20 protein-coding genes are annotated in these 24,891 nt (G+C 62.1%); 12 read left to right on the forward strand and 8 right to left on the reverse strand.

Annotated features, from left to right (window positions below):
• Window positions 1-9: 9 nt before the first annotated feature.
• Window positions 10-999 carry a glycosyltransferase family 2 protein gene (locus IB264_RS02975; RefSeq protein WP_025425952.1) on the reverse strand — a complete coding sequence of 330 codons (990 nt, stop codon included), beginning with the start codon at window positions 997-999 and terminating at the stop codon, window positions 10-12.
• A 159-nt stretch (window positions 1,000-1,158) separates the two neighbouring features.
• On the opposite strand from IB264_RS02975, the gene IB264_RS02980 reads away from it, so the two are divergent.
• Genes IB264_RS02980 through IB264_RS02990 form a run of 3 tightly spaced genes read left to right on the forward strand, consistent with a single transcriptional unit; the run spans window position 1,159 to window position 4,132 of the window.
• Window positions 1,159-2,379 (forward strand): glycosyltransferase family 4 protein, encoded by a 1,221-nt coding sequence (locus IB264_RS02980; protein ID WP_025425953.1) that lies wholly within the window; start codon window positions 1,159-1,161, stop codon window positions 2,377-2,379.
• Window positions 2,376-3,191, forward strand: a complete 816-nt coding sequence (locus tag IB264_RS02985) for a WecB/TagA/CpsF family glycosyltransferase (protein ID WP_239637564.1) — start codon at window positions 2,376-2,378, stop codon at window positions 3,189-3,191. Before IB264_RS02980 ends, IB264_RS02985 begins: the two co-directional genes overlap by 4 nt.
• Window positions 3,185-4,132: a DUF6492 family protein gene (locus IB264_RS02990; protein ID WP_025425955.1), complete on the forward strand. Its 948-nt coding sequence runs from the start codon at window positions 3,185-3,187 to the stop codon at window positions 4,130-4,132. Before IB264_RS02985 ends, IB264_RS02990 begins: the two co-directional genes overlap by 7 nt.
• Here the strand turns inward: IB264_RS02990 and IB264_RS02995 are convergent.
• On the reverse strand, window positions 4,076-5,278 hold the full coding sequence (locus IB264_RS02995) for a lipopolysaccharide biosynthesis protein (protein ID WP_225906256.1): 1,203 nt from the start codon (window positions 5,276-5,278) through the stop codon (window positions 4,076-4,078). The two genes, IB264_RS02990 and IB264_RS02995, sit on opposite strands and share 57 nt — an antisense overlap.
• A 234-nt stretch (window positions 5,279-5,512) precedes the next feature.
• On the opposite strand from IB264_RS02995, the gene IB264_RS03000 reads away from it, so the two are divergent.
• Window positions 5,513-7,534: a GumC family protein gene (locus IB264_RS03000; protein ID WP_025425957.1), complete on the forward strand. Its 2,022-nt coding sequence runs from the start codon at window positions 5,513-5,515 to the stop codon at window positions 7,532-7,534.
• 197 nt (window positions 7,535-7,731) lie between these two features.
• Window positions 7,732-8,631 (forward strand): bifunctional methylenetetrahydrofolate dehydrogenase/methenyltetrahydrofolate cyclohydrolase FolD, encoded by a 900-nt coding sequence (gene folD / locus IB264_RS03005; protein WP_025425958.1) that lies wholly within the window; start codon window positions 7,732-7,734, stop codon window positions 8,629-8,631.
• 54 nt (window positions 8,632-8,685) lie between these two features.
• Here folD and IB264_RS03010 read toward each other — a convergent pair whose 3' ends face one another.
• Window positions 8,686-9,717, reverse strand: coding sequence for a substrate-binding domain-containing protein (locus IB264_RS03010; RefSeq protein ID WP_025425959.1), 1,032 nt, complete (start codon window positions 9,715-9,717; stop codon window positions 8,686-8,688).
• A 290-nt stretch (window positions 9,718-10,007) separates the two neighbouring features.
• Between IB264_RS03010 and IB264_RS03015 the strand changes: the two genes are divergently transcribed.
• The 7 genes from IB264_RS03015 (at window position 10,008) to IB264_RS03045 (ending at window position 17,550) form a co-directional block, all read left to right on the forward strand.
• Entirely contained in the window at window positions 10,008-11,366 is a 1,359-nt protein-coding gene (locus tag IB264_RS03015) for an ABC transporter substrate-binding protein (RefSeq protein WP_025425960.1), read from the forward strand.
• A gap of 139 nt (window positions 11,367-11,505) precedes the next feature.
• On the forward strand, window positions 11,506-12,516 hold the full coding sequence (locus IB264_RS03020; protein WP_025425961.1) for a carbohydrate ABC transporter permease: 1,011 nt from the start codon (window positions 11,506-11,508) through the stop codon (window positions 12,514-12,516).
• A gap of 1 nt (window position 12,517) precedes the next feature.
• A complete protein-coding gene (locus IB264_RS03025) occupies window positions 12,518-13,666 on the forward strand; it encodes a carbohydrate ABC transporter permease (RefSeq protein ID WP_025425962.1) in 1,149 nt (382 codons plus the stop codon).
• Window positions 13,667-13,695: 29 nt separating this feature from the next.
• A complete protein-coding gene (locus IB264_RS03030; protein WP_025425963.1) occupies window positions 13,696-15,348 on the forward strand; it encodes an alpha-glucosidase family protein in 1,653 nt (550 codons plus the stop codon).
• Window positions 15,349-15,385: 37 nt separating this feature from the next.
• Window positions 15,386-16,474, forward strand: coding sequence for an ABC transporter ATP-binding protein (locus IB264_RS03035; RefSeq protein ID WP_025425964.1), 1,089 nt, complete (start codon window positions 15,386-15,388; stop codon window positions 16,472-16,474).
• 133 nt (window positions 16,475-16,607) lie between these two features.
• A complete protein-coding gene (locus IB264_RS03040) occupies window positions 16,608-17,018 on the forward strand; it encodes a hypothetical protein (protein WP_025425965.1) in 411 nt (136 codons plus the stop codon).
• Window positions 17,019-17,184: 166 nt separating this feature from the next.
• The gene (locus IB264_RS03045; RefSeq protein ID WP_025425966.1) at window positions 17,185-17,550 is read left to right on the forward strand and encodes a GFA family protein; all 366 of its coding nucleotides are present in this window, start codon (window positions 17,185-17,187) and stop codon (window positions 17,548-17,550) included.
• A gap of 97 nt (window positions 17,551-17,647) precedes the next feature.
• Here the strand turns inward: IB264_RS03045 and edd are convergent, their stop codons facing one another.
• The 5 genes from edd to IB264_RS03070 form a co-directional block, all read right to left on the reverse strand.
• A complete protein-coding gene (gene edd, locus IB264_RS03050) occupies window positions 17,648-19,468 on the reverse strand; it encodes a phosphogluconate dehydratase (RefSeq protein ID WP_192433123.1) in 1,821 nt (606 codons plus the stop codon).
• 177 nt (window positions 19,469-19,645) lie between these two features.
• Entirely contained in the window at window positions 19,646-20,344 is a 699-nt protein-coding gene (gene pgl / locus IB264_RS03055; protein ID WP_025425968.1) for a 6-phosphogluconolactonase, read from the reverse strand.
• A gap of 8 nt (window positions 20,345-20,352) precedes the next feature.
• Complete coding sequence (gene zwf / locus IB264_RS03060) at window positions 20,353-21,828, reverse strand: glucose-6-phosphate dehydrogenase (RefSeq protein ID WP_025425969.1); 1,476 nt, start codon at window positions 21,826-21,828, stop codon at window positions 20,353-20,355.
• A gap of 202 nt (window positions 21,829-22,030) precedes the next feature.
• Complete coding sequence (locus tag IB264_RS03065) at window positions 22,031-23,317, reverse strand: FAD-binding oxidoreductase (RefSeq protein WP_025425970.1); 1,287 nt, start codon at window positions 23,315-23,317, stop codon at window positions 22,031-22,033.
• A 16-nt stretch (window positions 23,318-23,333) separates the two neighbouring features.
• Window positions 23,334-24,770, reverse strand: coding sequence for a glutamine synthetase family protein (locus tag IB264_RS03070; protein ID WP_025425971.1), 1,437 nt, complete (start codon window positions 24,768-24,770; stop codon window positions 23,334-23,336).
• Window positions 24,771-24,891: the final 121 nt, after the last annotated feature.

Here is a 24,891-nt window from a genome sequence, read left to right on the forward strand (position 1 = left end):
CAGCGGCGCTCAGTTCTTTTCGGGGTTGCGGTATTGTTCGTTGACCAGGCCGAACTCCGCCATCAGCCGCCCGACAGCCACATAGAAGTGGTAGAGACCGGCGGCGGCAAGACCGGTTTTTCTCCATAGTTTGATGCCGCGCGGGATAGCGGCGCCAAGCAGCGCAAGCGATTTGCCGAAGGTCTTCACCCGTCCGCCAAAGCTCGGATCCCGGCGGTGCTCGAGCATCGTCGAAATTGCCCCGTTTCTGAGGCTTCGCGCACGGATCCATGATGCGTTGGTGCGCCGTGCCGGCACCGTTTCCGCCACCCAGGCCTCCTTGGTCCAGGCGAACGAAAACCCCTTCTCCTTGCTGCGGCTGTAGAAGTCGGCGTCGCCGCCACCGATGAAGTTGAAAGCCGGGTCCAGAAACGGGCGCGGCATGGCGTCGAGAACCCGGCGCGTCACCAGCACGTTACCCGAAGAAAACAGGATAGGCACAGGTCCTGTCGTCTCATAATGGGGCGTAAACACCGGGTGCCGCTTCCACTTCTGCCCGCTCATATCCTCGAAAACCGGCAGCTGTGGACCGCCGACCATGTCCGCCTGGGTCGCTTGCTGTGCCGTGACGAGGCAATCGAGCCATTCGGGTGAGGCGATCTCGTCGTCGTCGATGATGGCAATGGCGCGCAGGTTGGGATAGGTTTCGAGCGCCATCGCCCAGCCGGCGTTGTAGGCGTAGCAGTTTCCACGCTGGTGGGCGATGATGACGATGGAGTCGGACGGGTGCCCGAGGAAGAAGTCCTTCGCCGCCGCAGCACCTGCCAGACCTTCATCGTCGTTCTCGATGACGACCGTGGCAAAGGCAACGTCAGGCCGTTGGGAAACAATGGTTTTCAGCGTCTTGATGACATGTTCCGGGCGCCGAAAGGTCGGTAGCACCACGACGAGTTCGATGTCACCGGCGTCTTCCAACTCGGTCCGGAAATAGACGGAAATATCCTGGCCGATAGACGTCATCGTGAAACCTGTGCAAGCGGATTGCTGGCAAGCACTAAAGCAAATCTTCCTAAACAGATGCTGAACCGGCAAAACGACTTTTGAATGAATGCTTTAAGCGGTCCTTCACCCCGCGCTGCTAAAGAAAGGCGCAATGCTCCATCCATGACGTGTGGCAAAATGCATCTGGTCCTGGTTTCCTCACTCGTTCCCGTAGACAATCCCGCCTCCGGTTTCGATATCGCCAATCGTGCGGTGCTTGACGGTCTGCTCGCGCTTGGCCATCGGGTCAGTGTCATCGGATTTCTGCAGCCCGGGCGGCGCCCGGCGCCCGACTGCGAGATGCACCTGCTTGGCGAACTGGAAGTGACCAATGCCAAGGCTGGCCGCCTGCAAAAGCTGAGCTGGCTTGCGACCGCTTTTCTCAATCGCACCTCGGTGTCGTCAGCCAAGATGCTTGGCGTATCGGCGGGCCGGATCCAGTCGATCCTCGACGGGCTTGCACCCTTCGACGGTCTGGTCCTCAATTCCGTGCAACTGCCCGCGGCGTTCGCTCAAGTTTTCAGGTCCTATCCGTCGATCTATGTCGCTCACAATGTCGAGGCCGATTCCGCCCTGGAAAATGCCGAGCGTGCCAAGGGCCTTTTGGAGCGCTTCCTCTTTCGGCGCGAGGCGTTGTATCTCGAACGCTACGAACAGCAACTGGCGCAGAATGCCGTCGGATTGTGGACCTTCGCCGAGGCGGATCGTCTCGGTTTCGGTCGTGCTGTTTACGACCGGGCATTCGTGCTGCCGCTGGTTACCGGCTGGGACGCGCCGATTGTGCCTGATGTGCAGCGCCAGCACGACCTCGGCTTGATCGGCACCTGGAGCTGGCGGCCGAACCGGCTCGGCCTGGACTGGTTCCTGGATCAGGTCGTGCCCCATCTTCCCCAGGACATGTCGATCGCGATCGCCGGGCAACTGGATGGAGCGCCTGTCGTTTCGCATCCGGGCATTCGTTTCGTTGGTCGCGTGCCGGACGCCCGCGCCTTCGTTGCGGCCAGTGCCGTCGTGCCGCTGATCAGCCGTGGCGGCACGGGGGTACAGCTGAAAAGTATCGAGACGTTCGAGCTCGGCATGCCGTCGGTTGCCACGCAGGCTTCGTTGCGTGGCATCGAGACGATCCCGGAAAATTGCACGCCGACCGACGATCCCCGGGAGTTTGCCCGCCTGCTGGTGGAAAAGGTCGCCCACGCGCGCGCCGGCCTTTCGCAGCGCCTGGACGGCGCAGCGTTCCACCGGACTCAAAAGGCCAGGATGATGCAGGTCATGCTGGATGTGTTGCCCGGCCTTGCCGCAAATGACGCAAGCGCCCAGGTTCGACCACGATTGAAGGTCCACGACGGAGGCCGGTCGTGACCATATCTGTCGCCGCCTCGAACGTTGCGGTATCGCAGCGCATGATCCTGGGCATGCCGGTCGCCGATCTCGGCTGGGCGAGCGCTTTCGCCTTTGCCAACGACGCGGTTTCTCGCAGCAGTGGACAGGTGAGTCTTGCCTTTCTCAATGCGAACAACGCCAACCTGATGTTGAAGGACACCGAATATCGGGATGTGCTGCGCCGCCAGATCGTATTTCCCGATGGCCACGGCGTCGATATCGCTTCCTATTTGTTCCATGGAGGCATGTTCCCGGCCAATCTCAACGGCACCGATTTCGTTCCGGCCTTGCTGACCTACCTCGATCGGCCGATGCGGATCGCGATGATCGGCGCGCGGCCGGACGTATTGGCGCGCGCGGCCGAGAACTTTCGCAAACACGCGCCTTGGCACGAATTCCTGCCTGTTTCGGACGGTTTCTTCGATCGCAGCCGGTCGCGCGAACTGCTCGCCGACGTGCGGGCTCTGAGAGCCGATATTCTTCTCGTGGCAATGGGCAGCCCGATGCAGGAGAAATGGGTCGATACCTATGTCGGCCCGCAGGATGCACGGCTGGTGATCACCGTCGGCGCATTGTTCGATTTCGTCGCTCAGGAGTTCCCGCGTGCGCCGAAGCTTCTGCGCAAGCTGCGGCTCGAATGGTTCTACCGGCTGGCTCTTGAGCCGAAGCGCATGTGGCGCCGCTATGTCCTCGGCAACCCGCTGTTCCTGCTGCGTGTATTCCTGCACAAGCTGACGGGCCGCGCTCGAAAAAGCGTCGGCAACTCCAGCCTCGGAGCGCGAAAATGCTGACCGAGCCCTCCAGGCGAACCGCTGTTGTCACTGCGTCCTACGCCAATGATTTCGAGCGCTGCCGCCTGATGTGCGAAAGCATGGATCGGCGGCTGCAGGGCGATTGGGTGCACTATCTGCTCGTCGCCGATTTCGACGTCACGCTTTTCCGGCAGCTCGAAGGATCGCGGCGGCAGGTCATCGACGAGCGCGATCTTCTGCCCTGGTGGCTGCGTCCCGTCACCGACCCGCTCTCGGGCGGGCGCCGCAAGATCTGGCTGAGCCCCTTTGGCCTACCACTGCGCGGCTGGCACGTTCAGCAGCTTCGACGTCTGGCGCTTGCCCGCCATATCGATGAGGCGGCGATGTTCGCGGTCGATTCCGATGTCGTCTTCCTTCGCGACTTCGACCCCGCCACACTCTGGCGGGACGGCCGACTGACGCTTTACCGCAAGGATGCGGCGATTGACGCAAATATGCGCTCCAATCATCTGGCATGGCTTGCGCATTCCGATCGGCTTCTCGGTATCGGCCCCTATGCGCTGCCGGCCAACGATTACATCAATACGTTGATCGCCTGGCGCAACGACACATGCCGCAAGCTCGTCGACCATGTCGAAGCGCTGCATGGCCGCAACTGGGTTCGAGCGGTGACAAAAACACGCGCCTTTTCCGAATGCACGATCTATGGCCGCTTCGTCGACGAGGTTATGGGCGGGCAGGGGCACAAGCCCTCATCCGATGCACTTTGCCACGTGCTCTGGTTCGACGACAGTTATCGGCAGGGCATTGCCGGCCTCAGGGATTTCCTAAGGGATATGGCCCCGCACCAGATCGGCATCGGCGTCCAGTCGTTCGTCGGCCACGATCTCGACGATATCCGCAAGGCCGTGGTCGAACTCGCGTCAGATGACCCGGTTGGCCGGCTTGCTCAGCGCGGTATAGGTCAGGCCGAAGGATAGCAAATACAAAACCAGGAAGATCAGGTTGAGCGATGGCGCCCACTCGGCAACATCCGTGGTCGTCGTCAGCAGCATCGCAAGCAACCCCACTTTCACCACGCCCGCGACCAGCAGGTTGGCCATGCGCCGCACGGTGCGGCCGGTCGCATAGAGCAGTTCCGAATGATACTCGATCAGATTGCGGAACGATGGTACCAGCAGGATCATCGCCACGATCGGTGCTGCAGCCGAAACGTTATGGCCCAGACCGTTCGGGAAAACGTAAAGATAAACGGCCATTGCAGCGATGGCGACAAACGAGGCGGCAGCCACGGCAAACTCGATCGATAGGCGAACGGGCCAGCGGGCGATCGCATCGGGTGTGCGCATGATCCGCTGGACGAGCAGCGTGTTGAACGAGCGCACCGGCAGGGCGGTCAGATCGGCAAGCCGCATCAGGATCGCATAGATGCCGGATACGGCCGGGCCGCCGATCGCCAGCACGGCGATCTTGTCAAACTCCGACTGAATGTAGAAGAGGATTTCGGCGCCTGCGACCGAGACCGAATCGCCCCAGCGGCGGAAGTAGAGCCGGGGCTGCCAGCGAAGACGCACCCTTGGGTAAAACAGTACGAGAGCGATGACGAGGCTGATGGCGTTGGCGGCGAGATAGAACTGCGACCAGGCGCCAAGCGTGTTGACCTGAAGCAGCGCAAACAGCAGCGCCGCCGCCGTGCGGATTGCCGTGGCGATGACCACGAGCAGAGCGCCGCGGCCGAAGCGGCCGAGGCCGTTGAGAACGATGACCGCCGTTTCGAGCCCGCGCCAACAGATGATCTCGGCCGCCATGAAGGCCGCAAAGGTGCCGGCCGACATGTCGCGTGAAAAAAGCGCGATGAAGGTGCCGACGCAGATCAGTGCGATCACCGGCAGGGAAAGCAGCGCGCCGACGAGAAACCCGGCGCTATAGGTACCCACCAGCAGCGGTTTCACCGTCGCCACGCGGTAGAGCGGCGACATGAAGCCGAAGGCAAGTGCGCGCGAGATCATGATGCCGGCGGCGGACGCCGTGGCAAAGAGACCGAAATCGGCGATGGAAAGCGTGTTGGCAACAGCGATAAAATACGCAAGCGACAACACGAGCCGCCCCGCCGAACCCCCCGTCATCGAGAGATAGGCGTGAACAAGCGCCCTGTGGCGAAGATAAAGCGCTTTGATGCGGTGGTGCACGATCGAACTTCCAGGAGTCTCTCCCGTCATAGGCGGGAAAGCTTAATAAGGCGTGAGATCGCCCGTTTCTGGGGTTGGTTCTTTCTCCAAAATTAACCATTTGTTTTCCCTGTTTCCTTAGGTTGAATTCACTATTCGGAATTCGCCATCTCGGCAGCCGCGGGATAAGTCATGTTCAACGTCGACGACGAAAAACGCCCGGTTCCGCGTGCATCGTTGCTCGATATCGCAGCAGGGGGCCCGCGGGTCTCGGCGCGCGCGCAAAAGCCCGACGCCAAAGGCCGAGGATCCGCCGGCTCGTCGTTGCTCGACCGCTTTGTCGAGGCCGATCAAGCGGCTACACAGCCGGGCTATGCCGCGTCGCGGCATGCAGCTCGCGCGACACCCCAACCCAAGATACCGTCGGCACTGAGCGGTCCGGCTACTCGGCCGCAGCGTGGCCTTGGCGGTGCGGACGGCAAGATTGCCCGGTGGCTGGCCGGTCGGGATGCGGACGACGCCTCCGACGGTTCGGGTGGAGATGCATTGCTGCCACCCGGTGACAGACCGCTCGTCGACATCAAGGCCGTGCTTCGCTCCGTCTGGCAGGTTCGTTTCGTCATTGCCGCCACGACGATACTCGGCGCCGTCGCCGGCGTCGCGATCGCCCTGTCGACACCCAGCATCTATCTCTCGGAGAGCAGGCTCTATATCGACCCGCGCGAGGTGCGGCTGACGGATTCCGATCTCTCCAAGCAGTCGCTGGCGACGGAAGCCATTCTTGCGCTTGTCGACAGCCAGCTCGAGGTTCTGCGCTCGCGCACCGTGATGGAGAAGGTCGCACGTGATCTCGATCTGCAGAACGATGCCGAGTTTTCAGGAACTGGCGCGGCGGAAGGCGAAGTCTCGCCGCGCACCCTGCAGAAACTGAGCGACGCCATCCGCGTCTGGCGCGATCCCAAGACCTTCATCGTCATCGTCGAAGCGCAGAGCCGAAGCCCGGAGAGATCGGCGCTGATCGTCAACCGCCTGGTCGAAACCTTTCTGGGCGAGGAGACGGCGGCACAGTCCGGCTTCTTCCAGAAGACCACCGCGGCGCTCGATCAGCGTATCTCCGAACTCAAGGCCGAACTCGATACCGCTGAAAAGGCGATCGAGGAATACAAGGCGCGCAACGATATCGTCGGCGCCGGCGGCGAGCTGATCGCCGACAAACAACTGCTCAGCCTCAGCGATCAGGTCGCTGCTGCGCGCAACCGGATCGCCGAAGCAAAGGCGAAGGCCGACGTGTCCGGCAAGGTCCGGCTCGATGACGTGCTGACCGGCGCCTTTCCGGAGGAAGTCAGCTCGATGGCGCTCGCCGAGCTGCGCAAGCAATATGCGGCGACCAGGGCGCAGTTGAGCTCGCTCGATGCAAGCCTCGGTCCCCGTCACCCGCAGCGCATTGCCGCCGTACAGTCGCTTGAATCCTCCCGCGCCGAGATCGCCAATGAGCTGCGGCGCATTGCGGCCACCGCCCAGACCGAACTCGATCGTGCCGAGAGTGCGGAGCGGGATCTGGTCCGGCAGTTCGCAGCGCAGAAGGCCCGCCAGATCAATTCGTCCGGCGAGATGGTCGAGCTGCGCGAACTGGAGCGAAATGCTGCCGCGACCCGCGAAATCTACGAGTCCTTCCTGAAGCGCGCCAGCGAAACGCGCGAGGAAGAAAAGCTGACGGCCAAGAACATCCGCGTCGTTTCGCGGGCGGAGCCTGCGTTGCAGCCCAAGGGGCCGTCGCGCAAGATCATCGTCATCGGCGCAACGCTTGCGGGCTTTTTCGCCGGTTTCGGTCTCGGTATCCTGCTCGGCATCTATCGCAGCCTGAACGGGTTGTTTGTCGGCCCGAGGGGTGCGCCGCCGGAGACTGTCGACCCGGATCCGCCAGAGCCGGGCACCGACCCGGAACCGGGGCCTGGCGCGCGCAATGAGCAAGAAATGAAGGCGCGCGAACCGGATCTGCCGCCGCCATTCTCGCCAGCAGCCCACCATGCGCAGTCGCTGGCTGCCGCCTATCTCGCTTCGCGCGAGCTGGCAAGCCAGGCTTCCCCGACAAGGCCGTCGCCCCTGGCTATCGAGCCCGAGGACGATCTCGGCATCGCTAAGGTGCAGGACGATCTTCGCGCGCTCAGGTCGCGCGTCGAGAGCTACTCCCGCCAGAAGGTCGCGCGTCGCTGAACCTCAGCATCTGCGAAGAACGAGCAGGCAGCCTTTCAGTGATGAGAGGAAATGTCGCGGCCTGCGCTGCAAACGTGCATCTGGCCATGCCGACCCCTTGCATTTATGCGTTTGGGACAGCATAGGGCGCTTTGAGGCAATCGCCTTTCCCGAGGCGAATTAGAGTGTCCCGCGAACAGGAAGCCAGGAGGAATGCCGTGACGACTGTGATTGATGGCAAGCAGGTTGCCGCTTCGGTTATCGAGGCCGTGAAATCCGCGACACAGGCGCTCGAAACTGATGCGGGCGTGCGCCCCGGTCTCGCGGTCGTGATCGTCGGCAATGATCCGGCAAGCCATGCCTATGTCTCTTCGAAGAGCAAGATGGCCAAGGAATGCGGTTTTCAGTCGGTCCAGCACACCTTGCCTGAAGAAACGACCCAGGAAGATCTGGCGGCGTTGGTTGCCAAGCTCAATGCGGACGCCGCCATCCACGGCATTCTGGTCCAGCTGCCGCTACCGAAGCATCTGAACTCCGAACCGATCATCCAGTCGATCCTGCCGGAAAAGGACGTGGACGGCCTGCACGTCGTCAACGCCGGCAAGCTTGCGACCGGCGATCTCGAAGGCGGTCTGGTTTCCTGCACGCCCGCCGGCGCGATGGTATTCGTGCGCCAGACCCATGGCGAAGACCTTTCGGGCCTGAATGCGGTGGTTATCGGCCGCTCGAACCTTTTCGGCAAACCGATGGCGGCCCTGCTTCTTGCCGCCAATGCGACCGTAACGACGGCCCATTCGCGCACCAGGGATCTGCCGGCAGTCTGCCGCAATGCCGATATTCTCGTGGCGGCTGTCGGTCGTGCGGAAATGGTCAAGGCGGATTGGGTCAAGCCCGGCGCCACCGTCATCGATGTCGGCATCAATCGCGTGTCCGCGCCGGAAAAGGGCGAAGGCAAATCCAAGCTCGTCGGTGACGTTGCATTTTCCGAAGTGGAAAAGGTCGCGGGCGTCATCACGCCGGTACCGGGCGGCGTCGGTCCGATGACCATCGCCATGCTGATGGCAAACACCGTCATCGCTGCCTATCGCAAGGCGGGTCGCAAGCCGCCGCGCTTCTGATCAGCGCAAATTGGTATCCGTCGATATCTGACGCGCCGCCTCTGCGGCGCGTTTTCATTTCTGCGGAGCGGGGCCAGTCGAGGCGCGGACGATCAATTCGGCGCGCCAGAGTTCCTGGTCGGGATAATCGCCGCTCTTGAGGATGCCTGCAATCAGTCGGGTCGCGATGCGCCCGCCGGCTGCCCGGAGCGACGACCGCGTCGTCGTCAGCGGCACGCTGAAATTCTCCGGCTTCAGCATCGGCAGCACATCGTCATGCGCGATCAGCGAGATGTCGCGGCCCATCGCCAGTCCCGCCTGGTTGATCGCCCTGACGGCGCCAAGCGCCAGCACGGTGCTTGAACAGAGCACCGCGGTCGGCGCGTCGGGCTGCTGCAGGAAGCGCTGCATGCTGCGATATCCGTGTTCGTCGGTCATAAGCGAGTGGTGGACGAGGGTTTCGTCGAGGTTGAGCCCATGCTCGGCCAGCGCCCGGGCCATGCCCTTATGGCGGCGGATGGAAAAGGTCAGGTAGTCGGGTCCGTTGATCAGCGCAATCCGCTGATGCCCGAGCTGGATCAGCAGCCGTGTCGCGTCATAGAAGGCGCCGGTGTTGTCGATGTCGAGGAAAGGATAGTCCCGTGCCTCGCCGATCGAGCGCCCATGGACGACAAAGGGCATCGACAGCGATTTGAGCATCGCGATGCGCGGGTCGTTGGCGCGCATATAGGCGAGGAACAGTGCGTCGACGTTGCCGCTGGCGGCCAGGCGCTGGAAGGTCGCCTCCTCGTCTTCCGGCGCGCTCGGATTGAGCACGAAATGGAAGTCGTGCTTGACCGCTTCCTCGCCGAGGCCCGCGAGGAATTCGCCGAAATGCACGTCGGAATCGATGCCGGCCGCTATCGGCATGACCATGCCGATCGAATAGGCCTTGCCGGTAGCGAGGCGCTGGGCGGCCCGGTTCGGCCGATAGCCCGTTTCGCGCACGGCCTGCAGCACGCGTTGGCGGGTTTCCGCATTGACTTCCGGGTAGCCGTTCAGCGCCCGGCTGACTGTCGTCTGCGACAGGCCGAGCAGTTCCGCGAGCTGCTTGAGATTGACCGCCATGGTCAATTTCCCTCCCAAAGCGCTTTGAATATCCGTATGATTTTTATGGTTTGATCCAGCGCCCTCGAATTCTGTAACACTCGTTTTTCATCATACAAAGCGGAATTAGCCGACTTCGCGCTGCAAAAAGTTGCCGCAAAGCAAAATACTGTCGGCAGAAGGCCGGTGAATCGAAAGCTCTTGACTCCTGGAGTGTCGGAATGGTTTGTTAGCAAACTCAAAGCGCTTTGAATTTTGCGCGTTGATGATCTGCCCGGCGGGATCCGGGTTCATCTTGGGAGGAGAACACCGTGAAGAGATCATTTCTGTTGAGCGTGGCTGCGCTGGCGCTGTTTGCGGGCGCTGCCGGCGCTGCGGATCTGAAGTTCAAGCCTGGCGAAGATTCCAAATTCAACTGGGCGAGCTTCGAGGAATTCAAGAAGGGTCACGACCTCAAGGGGCAGACGCTGACGATCTTCGGACCCTGGCGCGGCGAGGACGAAGCGCTCTTCAAGAGCGTCTATGCCTATTTCGTCGAGGCGACCGGCGTCGAGCTCAAATATTCGTCCTCTGAAAACTACGAACAGCAGATCGTCATCGACACCCAGGCCGGCAGCCCGTCCGATATTTCCATCCTGCCGCAGCCGGGCCTGATTGGCGACTTGGCGTCCAAGGGCTACCTGACGCCGCTCGGCGATGATACTCAGAAGTGGCTGCTCGACAATTATGCGGCCGGCCAGTCCTGGGTCGATCTCTCGACCTACAAGGGCAAGGACGGTAACGCCGCCCTCTATGCCTTCCCCTACAAGATCGACGTGAAGTCGCTGGTCTGGTATTCGCCTGAGAACTTCGAGGACGCCGGCTACGAAGTGCCGAAGACCATGGAAGAGCTGAAGGCGCTTACCGAGAAGATCGCCGCTGATGGCCAGAAGCCCTGGTGCATTGGCCTCGGCTCGGGCGGCGCGACCGGTTGGCCGGCCACCGACTGGGTGGAAGACATGATGCTGCGCACGCAGCCGGCCGATGTCTACGACAAGTGGGTCAAGAACGAGATCCCGTTCAACGATCCGGCAGTCGTCGGCGCGATCGACGAATTCGGCTGGTTTGCCAAGAACGACAAGTTCGTCGACGGCGGCGCGGCAGCGGTCGCGTCCTCCGACTTCCGCGACAGCCCGAAGGGGCTCTTCGCGTCGCCGCCGAAGTGCTACCTGCATCACCAGGCTTCGTTCATTCCGTCGTTCTTCCCTGAGGGCACGGTGATCGGCGAGGATGCCGACTTCTTCTACATGCCGCCTTATGACAGCAAGAAGGATCTCGGCAATCCGGTTCTCGGTGCCGGCACGCTGGCGATGATCACCAAGGACACGCCGGCGGCACGCGCCTTCATCGAGTTCCTGAAGACACCGATCGCGCATGAAGTCTGGATGGCGCAGACGAGCTTCCTGACGCCCTACAAGAGCGTCAACGTCGATGCCTACGGCAACCCGCCGCTGAAGAAGCAGGGCGAGATCCTGCTGAATGCGACGACCTTCCGCTTCGACGGCTCCGACCTGATGCCCGGCAAGATCGGCGCGGGCGCCTTCTGGACCGGCATGGTCGATTTCGTCGGCGGCAAGTCCGCTTCCGACGTTGCCGACAGCGTTCAGAAGGCCTGGGACGCCATCAAGTAAAAATGGACGACGGGCGGCGATTGCGCCGCCCGTCCTGTCCTTGGGTCCGTTGAACGCTTGGCGCGGCAGGGCCCCAACGAGAACGGCGACAATCGCCATGCCCTGCACGCAAAGTGCATTTCAGGGGGAGGGACATGTCATGCAACAGCTCGTCTTTGCCGTAGGAACGATGGTGGCCGGGGTTCTCGGCTGCGCCGCCTACTTCTGGGGAACCAGCTTCATTCTCGATCTGATTTTCCCATCGAAGGGGAGATCTGGTGTCGAGGCGTCGCGCAACCTGCGCATCACCAATGCCATCCGGCCATGGCTGTTTCTCGCCCCGGCGCTGTTCGCGTTGACGATCTACCTCATCTACCCCGTGATCATGTCGGTCTGGTTCAGCCTGCATGACCGCGCCGGACAAAACTTCGTCGGTGCCAGTAACTACGTCTGGATGCTGAACGACGGAGAGTTTCGCCAGTCGATCTTCAACAACTTCCTCTGGCTGCTGGTGGTGCCGGCGCTCGCGACCTTCTTCGGGCTGGTCATCGCCGCTTTGACCGACCGCATCTGGTGGGGCAACATCGCCAAGACGCTGATCTTCATGCCGATGGCGATCTCCTTCGTCGGCGCCGCCGTCATCTGGAAGTTTATCTATGATTATCGCGCCGAGGGCACGGAGCAGATCGGCCTCCTGAACGCGATCGTCGTTGCCTTCGGTGGCGATCCTCAGGCCTGGATCACGCTGCCTTTCTGGAACAACTTCTTCCTCATGGCCATCCTGGTCTGGATCCAGACCGGCTTCGCCATGGTGATCCTCTCGGCCGCCCTGCGCGGTATCCCGGAAGAGACGGTCGAGGCCGCCGTGATCGACGGCGCCAACGGCTGGCAGATCTTCTTCAAGATCATGGTGCCGCAGATCTGGGGCACGATCGCCGTCGTCTGGACGACGATCACTATTCTGGTCCTCAAGGTGTTCGATATCGTTCTGGCGATGACCAACGGGCAATGGCAGAGCCAGGTGCTCGCCAATCTCATGTTCGACTGGATGTTCCGCGGCGGCGGCGACTTTGGGCGCGGTGCGGCGATCGCCGTCGTCATCATGGTCCTCGTCATCCCGATCATGATCTGGAACATCCGCAATGCGGCCAAAGAAATGAAGGGGCACTGAGATGAACCCGGCGACACGCTCCCCTCTCACCTGGGCCGTACATCTATCTGTTCTTCTCCTGGTCGCCCTCTGGACGCTGCCGACCGCCGGCCTGTTGATCTCGTCGCTGCGCGACAAGGATCAGCTCGCGGTTTCCGGCTGGTGGACGGCACTGTCGACTTCGACCCAGAATATCGTCGCCCGCGCGCCGGGTGCCGATACCCAGGTCGAACGCGACGGCAAGTTCGTGATCTCGGGCGACGTGCTTGAAGGCACCTCTGCCGGTGAGGTTTCCGCCTTCGGCTTTTCGAGCCAAAAGCCGACCGCCTTCAAGCCTGGCGAAACTGCTGAGCTCAACGACGGCGAGAAGCTGACCGTCCAGGCCGATGGTAGCTTCGAGATCGTCTCGGACACGAAGATGGAAGGCTCGCGCGGCCAGCGCATCTTCTTCACCGCCGCCGTTCCGCCGCGCTTCACCTTCGACAATTACGTCGAAGTGCTGAGCGCCGAAGGCATCGGCGCTTCCTTCATCAACTCGCTGACGGTCGCCATTCCTTCGACGATCATCCCGATCCTGATTGCGGCCTTCGCCGCCTATGCGCTCGCCTGGATGCCGTTTCCGGGGCGCGCGATCCTGATTGCGGTCGTCGTCGGCCTGCTCGTCGTGCCACTGCAGATGTCGCTGATCCCGCTTCTGAAACTCTATAACGGCGTCGGCGCCTTCTTCGGCGTGCCGGCCAAGACCTATGTCGGCATCTGGCTCGCCCATACCGGTTTCGGCCTGCCGCTGGCGATCTATCTCCTGCGCAATTACATGGCCGGCCTGCCGCGCGAGATCATGGAATCCGCACGCGTCGACGGCGCCAGCGACTTCGACATCTTCGTCAAGATCATCCTGCCGCTGTCGTTCCCGGCGCTGGCGTCCTTCGCGATCTTCCAGTTCCTGTGGACCTGGAACGACCTGCTCGTCGCCATCGTCTTCCTCGGCGCCGGCCAGGATGAACTGGTCCTCACCGGCCGGCTGGTCAATCTCTTGGGTTCTCGCGGCGGCAATTGGGAAATCCTGACCGCCTCCGCCTTCATCACCATCGTCGTCCCCCTGATCGTGTTCTTCAGCCTGCAGCGCTACCTCGTGCGCGGCCTGCTGGCGGGATCGGTCAAGGGTGGTTGACCTCACAGGGACTTCTGAACGGAATGAGCATGACTGAAATGAGCGAATCCATTTTGCAGGCCGACAAGGATTGGTGGCGAGGCGCGGTGATCTATCAGATCTATCCGCGCTCCTACCAGGACTCCAACGGCGACGGCATCGGCGATTTGAAGGGCATCACCGCCCGCCTGCCGCATGTCGCCTCGCTCGGCGCCGATGCTATCTGGATATCGCCCTTCTTCACCTCGCCGATGAAGGATTTCGGCTACGACGTTTCGAACTATACCGACGTCGACGGGATCTTCGGCAATCTCGCCGATTTCGATGCGCTGATCGCCGAGGCGCATCGGCTCGGTATCCGGGTGATGATCGACCTCGTTCTGTCCCATACCTCGGACCAGCATCCCTGGTTCGTCGAGAGCCGCGCCAGCCGGGCGAACGCCAAGGCGGACTGGTACGTCTGGGCAGACTCGAAACCCGATGGAACGCCGCCGAACAACTGGCTGTCGATCTTCGGCGGCTCGGCCTGGGCCTGGGATCCGACGCGGCTGCAATATTACTTGCACAACTTCCTGACCTCGCAGCCGGACCTCAACCTGCACAATCCTGATGTGCAGGAGGCGCTTTTGGGCGTCGAGCGCTTCTGGCTGGAGCGCGGCGTCGATGGCTTCCGCCTCGACACCATCAACTTCTATTTCCACGACAAACAGCTGCGCGACAATCCGGCGCTGGCGCCGGAGCGGCGCAACGCCTCCACTGCACCGGCGGTCAACCCGTATAATTATCAGGAACATCTCTACGACAAGAACCAGCCGGAGAACCTTGCGTTCCTGAAGCGGTTCCGTGCTGTCATGGACGAGTTTCCGGCAATCGCGGCGGTCGGCGAAGTCGGCGACAGCCAGCGTGGTCTCGAGATCGCCGGCGAGTACACCTCCGGCGGCGACAAGATGCACATGTGCTACGCCTTCGAGTTCCTGGCGCCCGACGCTCTGACACCGGCGCGTGTCGCCGAGGTTCTGCGCGACTTTCACAAGGCGGCGCCGGAGGGCTGGGCCTGCTGGGCCTTTTCCAACCACGACGTCGTTCGCCATGTCAGTCGCTGGGGCGATGGCGTTGCCGATCGCGACGCGCACGCCAAGCTGCTGGCAAGCCTGCTGATGTCGCTGCGCGGCTCGGTCTGCATCTATCAGGGCGAGGAATTGGCTCTCACCGAAGCCGAGCTTGCCTTCGAGGATCTGAAGGATCCCTACGGCATTCAGTTCTGGCCCGACTTCAAGGGGCGCGACGGCTGCCGCACGCCGATGGTCTGGGATAGCACTGCTGCCAATGGCGGCTTCGGCGATGCCAAACCCTGGCTGCCGGTGCCGGCCGAACACCTGAACCGGGCGGTCTCCGCGCAGAAGGATGACACCGCTTCGGTCATGGAGCACTATCGACGCTTCCTGCAGTTCAGAAAGGCGCATCCGGCCTTTGCCAAAGGCGAGATCGAGTTCCGCAGCACCGATGCGCCCGTGCTTGCCTTCGTGCGCAGCCACGGCAACGAGAAGCTCTTCTGCGCATTCAACATGAGCGGTACGGCCGCTACGGTTGATTTGCCGAAGGAGCCAGTGGAAGCGCTTGACGGCCATGGTTTTACGGCCGAGATCAAGAACGACAAGGTCAATCTTCCAGCCTGGAGCGCATTCTTCGCGCGGCTGGTTTGAGACAACGACAGACAAAAGAGACGAAGGGGAGGGTGCGATGACAGGTCTGACGCTTAAAGATATCCGCAAGTCCTACGGTGCGGTCGATGTCATTCACGGCATCAATCTCGACATCAAGCAGGGCGAGTTCGTCGTGTTTGTCGGTCCGTCCGGCTGCGGCAAGTCGACATTGCTGCGCATGATCGCGGGTCTGGAGGAGATTACCGGCGGCGACATGTTCATCGATGGCGAGCGCGTCAACGACGTGCCGCCGTCCAAGCGCGGGATCGCCATGGTGTTCCAGTCCTATGCGCTCTATCCGCATATGACCGTCTACGACAACATGGCCTTCGGCATGCGGATCGCCAAGGAGACGAAGGAGGAGATCGACCGGCGCGTGCGCGCGGCAGCCGATATCCTGCAGCTCACCAAGTACCTCGATCGTCTGCCGAAGGCGCTTTCGGGCGGCCAGCGCCAGCGCGTGGCGATCGGCCGGGCGATCTGCCGCGATCCCAAGGTCTTCCTGTTCGACGAGCCTTTGTCGAACCTCGACGCGGCGCTTCGCGTTGCCACCCGCATCGAGATCGCCAAGCTCAACGAGCAGATGGCGGACACGACGATGATCTACGTTACCCACGACCAGGTCGAGGCGATGACGCTTGCCGATCGTATCGTCGTGCTGTCGGCCGGCCATATCGAGCAGGTCGGCCCGCCGCTCGAGCTTTACGAGCGCCCGGCGAACCTGTTCGTCGCCCGCTTCATCGGTTCGCCAGCGATGAACGTCATCCCCGCGACGATCACCGCCACCGGCCCGCAGACGACGGTGAAGCTTTCTGGCGGCAAGTCGGTGACACTCGATATCGCCACGAACGCGTCGGAAAACGGCAAGACGGCGAGCTTCGGCGTGCGTCCTGAAGATCTCCAGACGGCCAGCGGCGAGGACTTCCTGTTCGAAGGAACGGTCGCCATCGTCGAGGCGCTCGGCGAGGTGACGCTGCTCTATATCGAGGGACTGGTGGAGAAGGAGCCGATCATCGCCAAGATCCCGGGCATCCTGCCCGTTCATCGCGGCGAAAAAGTCCGGTTCACGGCCGATAAGAACAAGCTGCATCTGTTCGACGCCGGCGGCAAGAGCTACCGCGTCTGACAAAGACCACCATCGTTTGTCTTCAACCCGTCCGATTTTCGGACGGGTTTTTCTTTGCGAAGGCCCTCAATCTACCCTCTGTTAAATTTCTTCCTCTAGCCTGACGGGCAGGGGATACTAAGGGGCCTGTAGAATGACGACCGCGGCACCGGTGATGCAGCAACACTTCCTGAACAAGGAAGAATCTTTCATGTACGATCGCGAAACCACGTTCCCGATGGAGGACACGAGGAACGAGGCGCGGATCGAATATACCGAAAAGGGCATGACGCAGCTGAGCTCCCGCCGCTGCGAAATCATCAAGCTGTCGAAAAGCGGCGCGGTTCTGGGTATCCTGACCAAGTACCAGCTGCCGCAGAATTTCTACCTCGACATTCCAAGCGCCCGCATCCAGATGGTCGGCTGCCTGCTCAAGCGCGTGCACGCCAACAACATCGTCGAAGCGCGCTTCCTGCGGCTCCTGACCGATCGCGACCTCAATCGCATCTTCGTCTACAGCACCCATCCGAACCACCGGAACCGCACACTCGACATCTACCGCTGAACCGGCAAGCGTTCGTGCGGGTGCCCCGTCCGGCCGAGACGGACTGGCGGGCGATGCGCCTTTGCGGCCAGGGACACCGTATTTCGAGGCCTCCAAACTATGCTTGACATGGAGTGTGGGCGTTGGATTGTTGTCGCCTGCACGCCAGAAGCGAGGCAACCGATCGATGAAACGACCCTACCGCCTTTCCTGCCACTGCGGCGATATCTGCATCGAAGTCGATGAGGAGCTCTCGGGGCTGGTCGAGTGCAACTGCTCGACATGCCGGCGCACCGGCTTCCTCCACTGGAAGATTGACGGCAGCAAGATCCGGTTGATCACCGAGAAGCGTCGCCTTTCCACCTATGTCTGGCGCGGCGTGACTGAAGGTCATCACTTCTGCCCGACCTGCAGTGTGGCGATCATGCGCAGCGGCTACCCGAACAATCGCGTCTCGCTCAATGCGCGCTGCATCGAGGATATCGACATCTTCACGCTGGAGGTCGAGCGTTACGACGGTCGAAACGACATGTATCCGGGGCCGCTGAAGTAGCGCTCGTCTTCGCAAGCGCGGCCCGCTACCGGCGGCGAGGGCCGGCAGCGATAGCTCGATGGAAGACAAATCCTCCGCGGTGACGCCGAGGTTCGGCTCAGTTGAACAGCACGCTTGCTCCGTGGTCGGCCGAGCCGGCAATGGCGCGGAACGGTGCGAACAGCTCGCGCCCCATGCCGAACTCGTTGTCCGAGAGATCGGCATGGGCGGGAATGCGCGTCTTGAGCGCGATATCCTCGACAAGCACTTCGATCGTGCCGGTGACGGCATCGATGCGCACGATGTCGCCTTCCTGAATGCGGGCGATCGGCCCGCCATCCTTGGCTTCCGGCGTAACGTGGATGGCGGCAGGCACCTTGCCCGAGGCGCCCGACATGCGGCCGTCGGTGAGGATCGCCACGCGCTGGCCGCGGTCCTGCAGGATGCCGAGCACGGTCGTCAGCTTGTGCAGTTCCGGCATGCCGTTCGCCTTCGGGCCCTGGAAGCGCACGACGGCGACGAAGTCGCCTTCGAGTTTGCCGGCCTTGAAGGCGGCGTTCAACTCGCCCTGGTCATGAAAGATCTTTGCCGGTGCCTCGATGACGTGGCGGTCCGGCTTGACGGCGGAAATCTTGATGACCGCCTTGCCGAGATTGCCGGTCAGCATCTTGAGGCCGCCCGAGTGCTGGAACGGCTGGTCGATGGTGGAGAGTACCTTCGGATAGGCGCTTTCGGCCGGCGTCGGCCGGCGCTCGACACCGCCGTCGGCACCGAGGCGGACGTCGATCTTGTAGGCCTCCAGGCCCTGGCCGACGACGGTGCGCACATCGTCGTGCAGCAGGCCGCCCCGAAGCAACTGGCTGATCAGAAAGCCCATGCCGCCGGCGGCATGGAAGTGGTTCACGTCGGCAAGGCCGTTCGGGTAGACGCGCGCAAGCAGCGGCACGATGTCCGAAAGTTCGGAAATATCCTGCCAGGTGAGCAGGATGCCGGCGGCGCGCGCCATGGCGACGAGATGCATGGTGTGGTTGGTCGAGCCACCGGTGGCGTGCAGCCCGACGACACCGTTGACGATCGAGCGCTCGTCGATCATTTCACCTGATGGCGTGAACTCGTTGCCCATGGCGGTGATCGCCAGCGCCCGCTTCGTCGCTTCCTTCGTCAGCGCGTCGCGCAGCGGCGTGCCGGGATTGATGAAGGAGGCGCCGGGCAGGTGGAAGCCCATGATCTCCATCAGCATCTGGTTGGAATTGGCGGTGCCATAGAAGGTGCAGGTGCCGGGTCCGTGATAGGACTTGGATTCCGCTTCGAGCAACTCTTCGCGGCCAACCTTGCCTTCGGCGAAGAGCTGGCGCACGCGCGCCTTCTCGTCGTTCGGCAGGCCCGTCGTCATCGGCCCGGCCGGCACGAAGACTGCCGGCAGGTGACCGAAGGTCAGGGCCGCGATGACAAGGCCCGGCACGATCTTGTCGCAGACGCCGAGATAGACGGTGGAATCGAACATGTTGTGCGACAGGCCGACACCGGCGGCCATGGCGATCAGGTCGCGCGAAAACAGCGACAGTTCCATGCCCGGCTGGCCCTGGGTGACGCCGTCGCACATGGCGGGCACGCCGCCGGCAACCTGGGCGACGCCGCCTGCCTCGTGCGCGGCTTCGCGGATCAGCGCCGGATAGGTTTCGAACGGCTGATGCGCCGAAAGCATGTCGTTATAGGAGGTAATGATGCCTAGGTTGGCGACGCGATCCCCGGCGAGCGCCACCTTCTCGGCGGGGGAACAGACGGCAAACCCGTGCGCGAGGTTGCCGCAGCCAAGAACGCTGCGATGTGGGCCGCTGGACGCCGCACGACGCACCCGATCGAGATAAGGCTCTCGGTGCGGCTTCGAGCGCTCGACGATGCGGGCGGTGATTGCGGCAATGCGGGAATCGGCGGACATGGCAAATCCTGTTCCGGAGTCTTGAGACTCCTCATCTTCATCCAGTCATCGATCCGGAGCGTTGCCTGCTTGGGAGAACGTGCAGGCCACGCCCCGGTATGAGCTCTTTCAACGCCTTCGCGTTCCGGTGGGGCGCCACCGGTTGAAAGCGTCCTGAACCGGCCGGTGATCCGGCCGTTATGGCGCCCAGTATATTTGCAGCGGCGAGGCCGCACGGCGCAGCATGGTGCGGATCGGCATCTCGGCTTCGTCGCCGGGACCTTCCGCCTTGGCAAGCACCACCTTCTTGCCCTCGCCTTCGATGTGCAGGACCAGCAGCCTGGCATCGTGAAGGCTGGAGAAGGTAAAGGTCAGGCGCGGTTCGCCAGCACCTTCGGCTTCCATGGTGATCACGCCGCGCGGCGTCGTCGCGTCGATCGCCCTTGAAAGTTGCGTGCCGCCCGGGAAGAACGACGCGGTATGGCCATCCGTTCCCATGCCGAGCACGACGACGTCGAAGGGCGTGCCGATCTTTGCCGTCGCCTTGCTGGAGAGCCCGGCCGCATCTTCTGCCGAAGCGGCGGCGTGGTAAAGCGGTAGGAAATGCGCTTTCGCCGCAGGGCCTTGCAGCAAATTGGCCGTGACCAACGCGTGGTTGGAGCGATCGCTCTCCGGTGGAACGAAGCGTTCGTCCACCAGCGTGACCGTCACCTTGTCCCAGGCGATATCCTTCCTGGCGAGCGCCTGGAAGAATGCCTTGGGCGTCGAGCCGCCGGAAACGGCGATGCTTGCTGTGCCACGGGTGGCAATGCCGGTGGCAAGTGCGGCGCTGACGGCGTCCGCCAAGCCCTCTGCCAGGGCGGCGCCATTGTCGAATGTGTGAAGCGTCGTGCTCATTGCCTTACCTATATCGCATCGTGCCAGGTGCGGCCGTCACGCTCGATGAGTGCGATCGACTGGCTCGGACCCCAGGTGCCGGCGGTGTAGCCCTGCACCTGCTGTCCGGTCTCTTCCCAGGCTTTCAGGATCGGATCGACCCACTTCCATGCGGCCTCGACCTCGTCGCGGCGTACGAACAGCGTCTGGTTGTTGCGCACGACGTCGAACAGCAGCCGCTCGTAGGCGTCGGCATTGCGCACGTCGAAAGCCTCGGCGAAGCTCATGTCGAGCGAAACGTTGCGAAGGCGCATGCCGCCTGGACCGGGGTCCTTGATCATCAGCGACTGTTTGACGCCTTCGTTCGGCTGCAGGCGGATGACGAGCTGGTTGGCGGAAATGCGACCGGCACTGTTGTCGAAGATCGAGTGCGGGATCTGCTTGAAGGTAATGACGATTTCCGACATGCGGCCAGCAAGCCGCTTGCCGGTGCGGATGTAGAACGGCACGCCGGCCCAGCGCCAGTTGCTGACTTCGGCCTTGATCGCTACGAAGGTCTCTGTGTTCGAAACGCCACCTTCGAGCTCTTCCAGGTAGCCCTTGACCGGGCCGCCGGCAGAGGCGCCCGCGCGGTACTGGCCGCGCACCGTCACCTGCTCGACATTGGATGCATTGACCGGCTTCAGCGCGCGCAGAACTTTAAGCTTTTCATCGCGCACGGCTTCCGCGTCCATTGAGGTCGGGGCTTCCATTGCGACAAAGCAGACGAGCTGCAGGATGTGGTTCTGCACCATGTCGCGCAGCGCACCGGCCTTGTCGTAGTAGCCGGCCCGGTTTTCGAGGCCTACGGCTTCCGAAACGGTGATCTGCACGTGGTCGATATGGGCGGAGTTCCACAGCGGCTCGTAGAGCGCATTGGCGAAACGCAGCGCCATCAGGTTCTGCACCGTCTCCTTGCCGAGATAGTGGTCGATGCGGAAGATCTGCTCTTCGCGGAAGACCTTGCCGATCGTGTCGTTGAGCTCGGTCGCCGACGCCAGATCGCGGCCGATCGGCTTTTCGACGACGATGCGGGTGGTCTTGGTGATCAGCTTGTGATCGCGGATCTTCTCGGAAATATCGCCGAAGATCGCCGGTCCGACGGCGAGATAGAAGGCGCGGATACGGTCTTTGCCTTCTTCCAGGATCTTCTTCAGCGTATCCCAGCCCTGGTCGGACTTGGCATCGACGGAAACGTAAAAGAGGCGGGCGGTAAACTTCGCCACTTCCTCTTCATTGTATTCCGCCGGCCTCAGGTGTTCCTTCAGCGCATCGGCGGCGAACTTGCGATATTCTTCATGCGTCAACGCGGCGCGCGAGGCGCCGATGATGCGGGTCGGCTCGGTAATCTGGCCTTCCATCTGGCGGTGATAGAGCGCTGGCAGCAGCTTGCGCTCCGCGAGATCGCCGGTGCCGCCGAACACGACATAATCAAATGGTTCGACGGGAATGATCTGGCTGCTCATGGGATAATCTCGATCTTGTTCAGGTCAGGGACACATATAATCTAATCGATTTAAACGCGCTAGGGTGCGACGCAATAAAATGCTGTCGCACACGCTTTCTCATGCATGTCGCCCGAAAATATGCCGCGGTTTCGGGGCGACGACATGCACGGAAACAAAGATCTAATGCACATAGTGTGACACCATCCTGACACAACGTGCCTTAGAGCCTGTCGCGCAGCGCATACCAGCTGAGCGCCAGGAACAGAAGCGCCGATCGGAAGCGTGTTCCGCCCGGAAAAGCCGGTATTTTCAAGGCTTTCAACAGGTCGAGTTCCGTCGGTTTGCCCAGCACAAGGTCAGCGTAGAGCTTGCCACAATAGTTGGAAAGCATGACCCCGTGGCCGGAATAGCCGCCGATCGAGGTGACGCCCGGCATCACCTCGCGACAGAAGGGCGTCCGCGGCAAGGTGATGCCAACGGAACCGCCCCAGGCGTGGGTGATCTCGACATTGCCGAGTTCCGGATAGATCTCGCTGATCTGCCGGCGGATATGGGTGGAAATGTCGCGCGGATTGTCGGCGGTGTAGGCTTCGCGCCCGCCGAATAGCAGCCGCCCGTCTTTCGATTTGCGGAAGTAGCGCACGACAAAGCGCGAATCGTCGACCGATTCACCGCCGGGAAGCACGTTGGGGTGAGCGGAAAGAACTTCGGTCGCGCCGATGAAGGAGCGGATGGGCATCACATGGCTGGCGCTGACCGGCTCGAGATTGCCGATATAGGCATTGCACGCGACAAGCACCCGCTCAGTGGTGATCGTGCCGCGATCGGTAGTGATGACAACAGCCGTTCCCTTGCGCTCGATCTTCTGCGCCTTGGTCTGCTCGAACAGATTGGCGCCGGCAAGGGCCGCCTGCTTCGCCAGTCCGAGCAGCAGCTTCATCGGATGGATATGTCCGGTGCCGACATCGCGGATGCCGAAGTGATAGCGAGACGATCCGAGCCGGCTCGCCGTCTCCTCCCGTTCCATGAACGAGAGATGCGGATAGCCGAAGCGGGTCGCCATCGCCTCGACGTGGTCGCGATAATCCTTCTCCAGGCTCTTCTTGTGGCCGACGGAGAGCTGCCCCGGCATGAACTCGATATCGATGTCGTGTTGGCTGGCGAAGTCGAGCACGTGCCGCTTGGCGTTCTCTGCCATATCGAACAGCAGTTGTGCCCGTTCCTGGCCAAGCGTTTCCTCGGTCTCGTCGGCCCAGGCGCGCTGGCCGGTGCCGAACTGGCCACCGTTGCGCCCCGACGCGCCGTCGCCGAAGCGGCAGGCGTCGATGAGCGTGACATCGACGCCTTGCCGAGCAAGGTTGTAGGCCGCCTGAAGCCCGGTATAGCCGCCGCCGATAATGGCGACATCCGCCTTCCTCGATCCCGGCATCTGCGGATATTCGGGTCGATCGGGAACGGTTGCCTCATACCAGGAGAAACCGGGCGAGATCGGGCTTTGCCAGGGCATTGGACTGCCTTTCAGGTCAGACGTTCAGCAGCAGGAACTCGCGTTCCCACGGGCTGATAACCTGCATAAAGGTTTCGAACTCGCCACGTTTCACGCCGGCATAGATGGCGATGAATTCGGGGCTCAGCACCTCGGCAAGCGACGGCGCCGACTCGAGCAGGGCGACGGCCTCGAGCAGCCCGCGCGGCAGATCGATTTCGCCTTCGTTGGCCGTGTCTTCCGTCGGTGCCGTCGGATCGCGGCCTTCGATGATGCCGAGATAGCCGCAGGCAAGCGAGGCGGCGAGCGCCAGATAGGGGTTGGCATCCGAACTCGGCAGCCGGTTCTCGATCCGCCGGGCAACCGGTTCGGAAACCGGAATGCGGAACGCGGTCGTGCGGTTGTCGTAGCCCCAAGCCGTATTCACCGGCGCCGACATATCGGGCGTCAGCCGGCGGAAGGAGTTCACGTAGGGCGCCATCATCACCAACGTGCGCGGCACATAGTGTTGCATGCCGCCGATGAAGTTGAAGAACTCCTTGGAGGCAGAGCCGTCCGGATTGGAGAACAGATTGCGGCCGGTGTTGATCTCGATCACCGACTGGTGGATGTGCATGGCCGAACCCGGCTGACCCTGCATCGGCTTGGCCATGAAGGTCGCGTAGATGCCGTGCTTCAGCGCCGCCTCGCGGATGGTGCGCTTGAACAGGAACACCTGGTCGGCAAGCTCGATCGGATCGCCGTGACGAAGGTTGATTTCGAGCTGCGCTGGTCCCTCCTCGTGGATCAGCGTGTCAATCTCCAGACCCTGCTTCTCGGAGAAGTGATAGATGTCGTCAATCAGCTCGTCGAATTCGTTGATGCCGGCGATCGAATAGCCCTGGCCGCCAAGGATCGACCGGCCGGAGCGGCCCTTCGGCGGATGCAGCGGATAGTCGGGATCGTCATTGGTGGCGACGAGGTAGAACTCGATTTCGGGCGCAACGACCGGCTTCCAGCCCTTCTGGCGATAGAGGTCGACCACGCGCTTCAAGACGTTGCGCGGCGTGTAGCTGATCTGTTCGCCTTCGGAGCCGACGATGTCGCAGATCACCTGCGCCGTTGGGTCGGTTTCCCAGGGGACGACCGAAAGCGTCGAAAGATCAGGGACGAGCTTGATGTCGCTGTCGCGCGAATCGTAGCGGAATTGTCCGGTCTCGTCAGGATATTCGCCTGAGATCGTGTGGCGGTAGACGGCGGAAGGCAGTGCAAGCGAGGTGTTGGAGGTGAACTTGGAGGTGGGCATCATCTTGCCGCGGGGAACGCCGGCAAGGTCGGGCGTGATGCATTCGATGTCTTCGATCCCGCGGATCTTCAGCCAATCCGTTGCTTCCTTCCAGGTCTTGACGCCTCGGAGGGAATGCAGGGCGGCGGGTATTTTCGAGGTTTTGCTGATTTTCGTTGTTTGTTGGGCAGCACTTCTCTTGGAGGGCATAAATCACCGGTTTTGGCTTCGGATAGCGCATCATAACCAGAGATTGGCAATTGGCTAGAGCGTGACGATTGACTTTCGCCGCCGTGACCGGAATGGAATGCGCAAAGAGCTCAAAGGTGTT

Source organism: Ensifer sp. ENS11 (assembly GCF_014851895.1).
Classification (GTDB): Bacteria; Pseudomonadota; Alphaproteobacteria; order Rhizobiales; family Rhizobiaceae; genus Ensifer; species Ensifer canadensis.